The following is a 4,184-nucleotide window of genomic DNA, read 5'->3' on the forward strand; positions in this document are numbered from 1 at the left end:
GACATACTGCGCCTTGGCCACATCTGCGAAATTCGGAGTCACCGGGCCAGTCTAGCCAGGGCTCATCGCGGCATCCGGCGCCAGACGAACTGCGGCAGGAGCCGCATCACTGTCGACGCGGGCCCCAACGCCCAAGGAATCCACACCGTCCGGCGGCCCTTGTCCAGCGCACGCGCCGTCGCCGCGGCCACCTGCGACGGCGTGCTGGACAGCGGTGCCGGCGTCATGCCCTCCGTCATCCGGCCGATGACGAAACCGGGCCGCACGATCAGCAGCCGCACGCCGGTGCCATGCAACGCGTCGGCCAGCCCGCTGGCGAACCCGTCCAGGCCCGCTTTCGCTGAGCCGTACACATAGTTGGCCCGACGCACCCGCGCGCCGGCGATCGAGGAGAACACCACCAGCGTTCCCCGGTCGGCCTGCCGCATCGCGGCGGCCAGATGGGTGAGCAGGCTGACCTGCGCGACGTAGTCGGTGTGCACCACGGCCACCGCGTGCGCGGCGTCGACCTCGGCCCGGCCTTGGTCACCGAGGATTCCGAAGGCCAAAACCGCGGTGTCGATCGGACCGTGTTCGGCGATGATCGACGCAATCAACGGGCCGTGCGATGCGACGTCGTCAGCGTCGAATTCGCGAGTGGACACCGCGACCGCGCCGGCGGCCAGTATCGCCGCGGTCTGTTCGCCGAGCCGGTCGGCGTTTCGCGCCGCCAGCACGACGGACGCGCCGGGAGCGAGTAGCACCGCGAGCTCGGTACCGATTTCACTGCGGCCGCCGAGAATCAGCACCGTATGTGCGCCCGTGTCATCCACGGCTGCGATTATCACCTGCGCTAGCGTGAGCGGTGATGGCGAACTCCTCCGCCCGGCTGACCAACGACGCACTGGCATTTCTCACAGAGCGCCACCTGGCCATGTTGACCACGCTGCGCACCGACAATTCGCCGCACGTGGTGGCGGTGGGTTTCACCTTCGACCCGAAGACACACATCGCGCGGGTGATCACCACCGGCGGCTCGCAGAAGGCAGTGAACGCCGAACGTGGCGGGGTCGCGGTGCTCAGTCAGGTCGACGGCGCCCGCTGGCTATCGCTTGAGGGCCGGGCCAGCGTAAACAGGGAAGTCGACGCCGTACGCGATGCCGAATTGCGCTACGCACAGCGTTACCGCACACCGAGAGCCAACCCCCGACGAGTGGTCATCGAGGTGCAGGTGGAGCGGGTACTAGGGTCCTCGGATCTGCTGGCCCGCAAAACCGACTAGCTCGCTAGACCAGGGTGGCGCCGGGCGCCCGAATCACCAGCGGCACCGCCGGGAAATAGGCGGCCAGCTCCGGTCGGGATTTGGCTAGCGCGGCGGTGCCGTAGCCGCGATGCCGGTAGTCAGGATGGATCCAGATCCGGACGTGAACCTCCTGGCCCTCGAGCTCGCCGAAGACCATGCCGACCTTCTCGTCGCCGTCGACCGCGACAAACCAGGCTGCCTCTTCGGCGTCGAATCGCTCCCGCGCCGCGCGGATCTCGTCGTCGAGACCACCCGCCGGACCGCCGGACCCGTCGCCCTTGGCGCCGATGTCCTCGGTGCGTGCGGCGAAGATATCGCGGTCGGCCGCGCCGGAGAACGGGCGGAGCAGCAAGGTGTCGCCGGAGCTGGCCGGCCGGTCCTTGAAGGTGAAACTCAAGATGTTGTTCAGGTCTTCAAGCTCGGCGGCGATCTTCTTGCGCGAGACTTTGGTCAATTGATCGAACGACATGCCGATCACCGCCTCGGCGCCCAGCCGCGAGGTGCCCAGCAGCGCGACGATGCCGTCGACCGCCGATGGCCGGTCATCGGCCTCCACGATCAGATCCAGCACTTCATGTCGACGCTCCAGCGCTGTGAGCAGGGCATCGGTGATCTCTCGGCGGGCGGCGGCGCGGTCGTGGTCGGTCATCGCACGAGCGTAATACTTGGCCGCGGGTCGGCGCGTGGCACCCGCGGCCACGCTTAGACCGGGACGACGATCAGCTCGTGCGGACGGTGGTTGACGGGCAGGGCGCCGTCCTCGGCCACCACCACAATGTCTTCGATACGCGCCCCCCACCGGCCGGGGAAATAGATGCCGGGCTCGACGGAAAACGCCATGCCCGCCTGCAGCGGTAAGTCATTGCCCGCGACGATGTACGGCTCTTCATGCACCGACAACCCGATGCCGTGCCCGGTGCGGTGCACGAAATAGTCGGCGAGCCCGGCGTCGGCCAGCACGCTGCGGGCAGCGGCATCCACCTGTTCGGCGGTCACCCCGGGACGCACCGCGTCGACGGCGGCGCGTTGCGCCCGCTGCAGCACTGAATACTGCTGCGCCACTTCGGCACTGGGCTCTCCAATGCTGTAGGTACGGGTGGAGTCGGAGTGGTATCCGGGCTGGTATGCGCCGCCGATGTCGACGACGACGACGTCACCGACGCGGAGCTCCCGATCCGAGTACTCGTGGTGTGGGTCCGCACCATGCGGACCGGAGCCGACGATGACGAACGCCACCTCCGAATGCCCTTCGGCGACAATGGCTTCGGCGATATCCGCGGCAACGTCGGCCTCCGTTCGACCGGGGACCAGGAAATCCGGCACCCGGGAATGCACGCGGTCGATCGCGGCGCCGGCCTTGCGCAGCGCGTCGATCTCGGAAGCGTCCTTGACCATCCGCAGTCCCCGCAGCACGCCGGTGGCCAACACCGGGACGACACCGAGGACTTCGGCCAGCGGCAACAAATGCAGCGCGGGCATCGAGTCGGTGACGGCGGTCGCCGCGGGTGCGCGGCCGATCGCCTCCGCGACCAGTTGGTAGGGATCATCGCCGTCGACCCAATCTCGCACCGCCAAGCCCAGATCCGCGGCAGCGGACTGTTTCAGCGAAGCCAGCTCCAGTCGCGGTACCACCACGGTCGGGTCACCGGCGACCGGCAACACCAACGCAGTGAGCCGCTCAAAGGTCTGCGCGCGCGAGCCGAGCAGATACCGCAAGTCATAGCCCGGGGTAACCACCAGCCCAGCCAGGTCCGCCTCTGCGGTAGCGGCCGTCGCCGCCGCAATCCGGCGGCCATAGACGTCTGCGTCGAATCGGTGAGAACCCATGGCAGTCAGGCTAGCCGCGCGACGATGCAGAGCGCGCAGCGCGATGAGGAGGAGCGCGGCAATCGGACCTAGCCGCGCGACGATGCAGAGCGCGGCGCGATGAGGTGGGGGCACCCCCAGCCCCGCAGCGGCGAGGGGGCGAACGCGGCAATCGGACCTAGCCGGGATGCGACTGGCAGGATGGCGGGCATGTCCGCACCGGTGCTGCTGCTCGACGGCGCCAGCATGTGGTTTCGCTCCTACTACGGCGTCCCTTCCTCGATCACCTCCCCCGACGGCCGGCCGGTGAACGCGGTCCGCGGCTTCTTGGACTCGGTGGCCATGCTGGTCACCCGGCAGCGACCCGGCCGCTTGGTGCTGTGCCTGGACTTGGACTGGCGTCCGCAATTCCGGGTCGACCGCATCCCGTCGTACAAGGCGCATCGGGTCGAGGAAGAACAACCCGACGGCAAACCCGATGTCGAGGAGGTGCCCGACGAGTTGTCTCCGCAGGTCGAGATGATCGAGGAGATCCTCGACGCGTTCGGCATCTGCACCGGCGGTGCCGCGGGTTTCGAAGCCGACGATGTGATCGGCACGTTGGCCGCTCAGGAGCGGCGCGACCCGGTGATCGTCGTCAGCGGCGACCGCGACCTGTTACAGGTGGTCGGTGACGATCCGGTGTCCGTTCGGGTGCTCTATCTCGGACGAGGCCTGACCAACGCCACGCTGATGGGTCCCAGCGAGGTGGCCGAGCGCTACGGTGTGCCCGCCGACCGGGCCGGCACCGGCTATGCCGAGCTGGCGCTGCTGCGCGGTGACCCCTCCGACGGGCTTCCCGGCGTGCCCGGCATCGGCGAAAAAACCGCCGCGACGCTGCTGGCCCAGCACGGCTCGCTGGCGGGTATCTTGGCCGCCGTCGACGACCCCAAATCGTCGCTGTCCAAGGGTGTGCGGACCAAGCTGCGCAACGCCGCCGACTACATCGAAGCCGCCGGCCCAGTGGTGCGGGTGGCCACCGATGCGCCCGTCACGCTGTCGACGCCTACCGACGCGGTGCCGCTGGTGGCGGCCGACCCGACGCGGACCGCGAAGC

The 4,184-nt window shown here is 68.7% G+C and carries 5 protein-coding genes; 2 read left to right on the forward strand and 3 right to left on the reverse strand.

Translation table 11 applies throughout. The annotated features are described in order from the left end of the window. Positions 1–62 precede the first annotated feature (62 nt). On the reverse strand, positions 63–812 hold the full coding sequence (locus WAN71_RS27605) for an SDR family NAD(P)-dependent oxidoreductase (RefSeq protein WP_422228371.1): 750 nt from the start codon (positions 810–812) through the stop codon (positions 63–65). Positions 813–847: 35 nt separating this feature from the next. Here WAN71_RS27605 and WAN71_RS27610 point away from each other — a divergent pair, with 35 nt between their 5' ends. Then, entirely contained in the window at positions 848–1,261 is a 414-nt protein-coding gene (locus tag WAN71_RS27610) for a F420-dependent biliverdin reductase (protein WP_422228372.1), read from the forward strand. A 4-nt stretch (positions 1,262–1,265) separates the two neighbouring features. Here WAN71_RS27610 and WAN71_RS27615 read toward each other — a convergent pair whose 3' ends face one another. Further along, complete coding sequence (locus tag WAN71_RS27615) at positions 1,266–1,931, reverse strand: GNAT family N-acetyltransferase (RefSeq protein WP_422228373.1); 666 nt, start codon at positions 1,929–1,931, stop codon at positions 1,266–1,268. A 53-nt stretch (positions 1,932–1,984) separates the two neighbouring features. Continuing rightward, positions 1,985–3,109 carry a M24 family metallopeptidase gene (locus tag WAN71_RS27620; protein WP_422228374.1) on the reverse strand — a complete coding sequence of 375 codons (1,125 nt, stop codon included), beginning with the start codon at positions 3,107–3,109 and terminating at the stop codon, positions 1,985–1,987. Between the two features lie 189 nt (positions 3,110–3,298). Between WAN71_RS27620 and WAN71_RS27625 the strand changes: the two genes are divergently transcribed. Continuing rightward, positions 3,299–4,184 (forward strand): 5'-3' exonuclease (locus WAN71_RS27625; protein WP_422228375.1); only part of this gene is annotated, 886 nt, incomplete at its 3' end.

The sequence above is a fragment of the Mycobacterium sp. genome (genome assembly GCF_049280035.1).
In the GTDB taxonomy this organism is placed as follows: Bacteria; Actinomycetota; Actinomycetes; order Mycobacteriales; family Mycobacteriaceae; genus Mycobacterium.

Bases quoted from the DNA above. Each gene is read 5' to 3' on its own strand.
- WAN71_RS27610 (WP_422228372.1), top strand. From the start codon at position 848: ATGGCGAACTCCTCCGCCCGGCTGACCAACGACGCACTGGCATTTCTC.
- WAN71_RS27615 (WP_422228373.1), bottom strand. From the start codon at position 1,931: ATGACCGACCACGACCGCGCCGCCGCCCGCCGAGAGATCACCGATGCC.
- WAN71_RS27620 (WP_422228374.1), bottom strand. From the start codon at position 3,109: ATGGGTTCTCACCGATTCGACGCAGACGTCTATGGCCGCCGGATTGCG.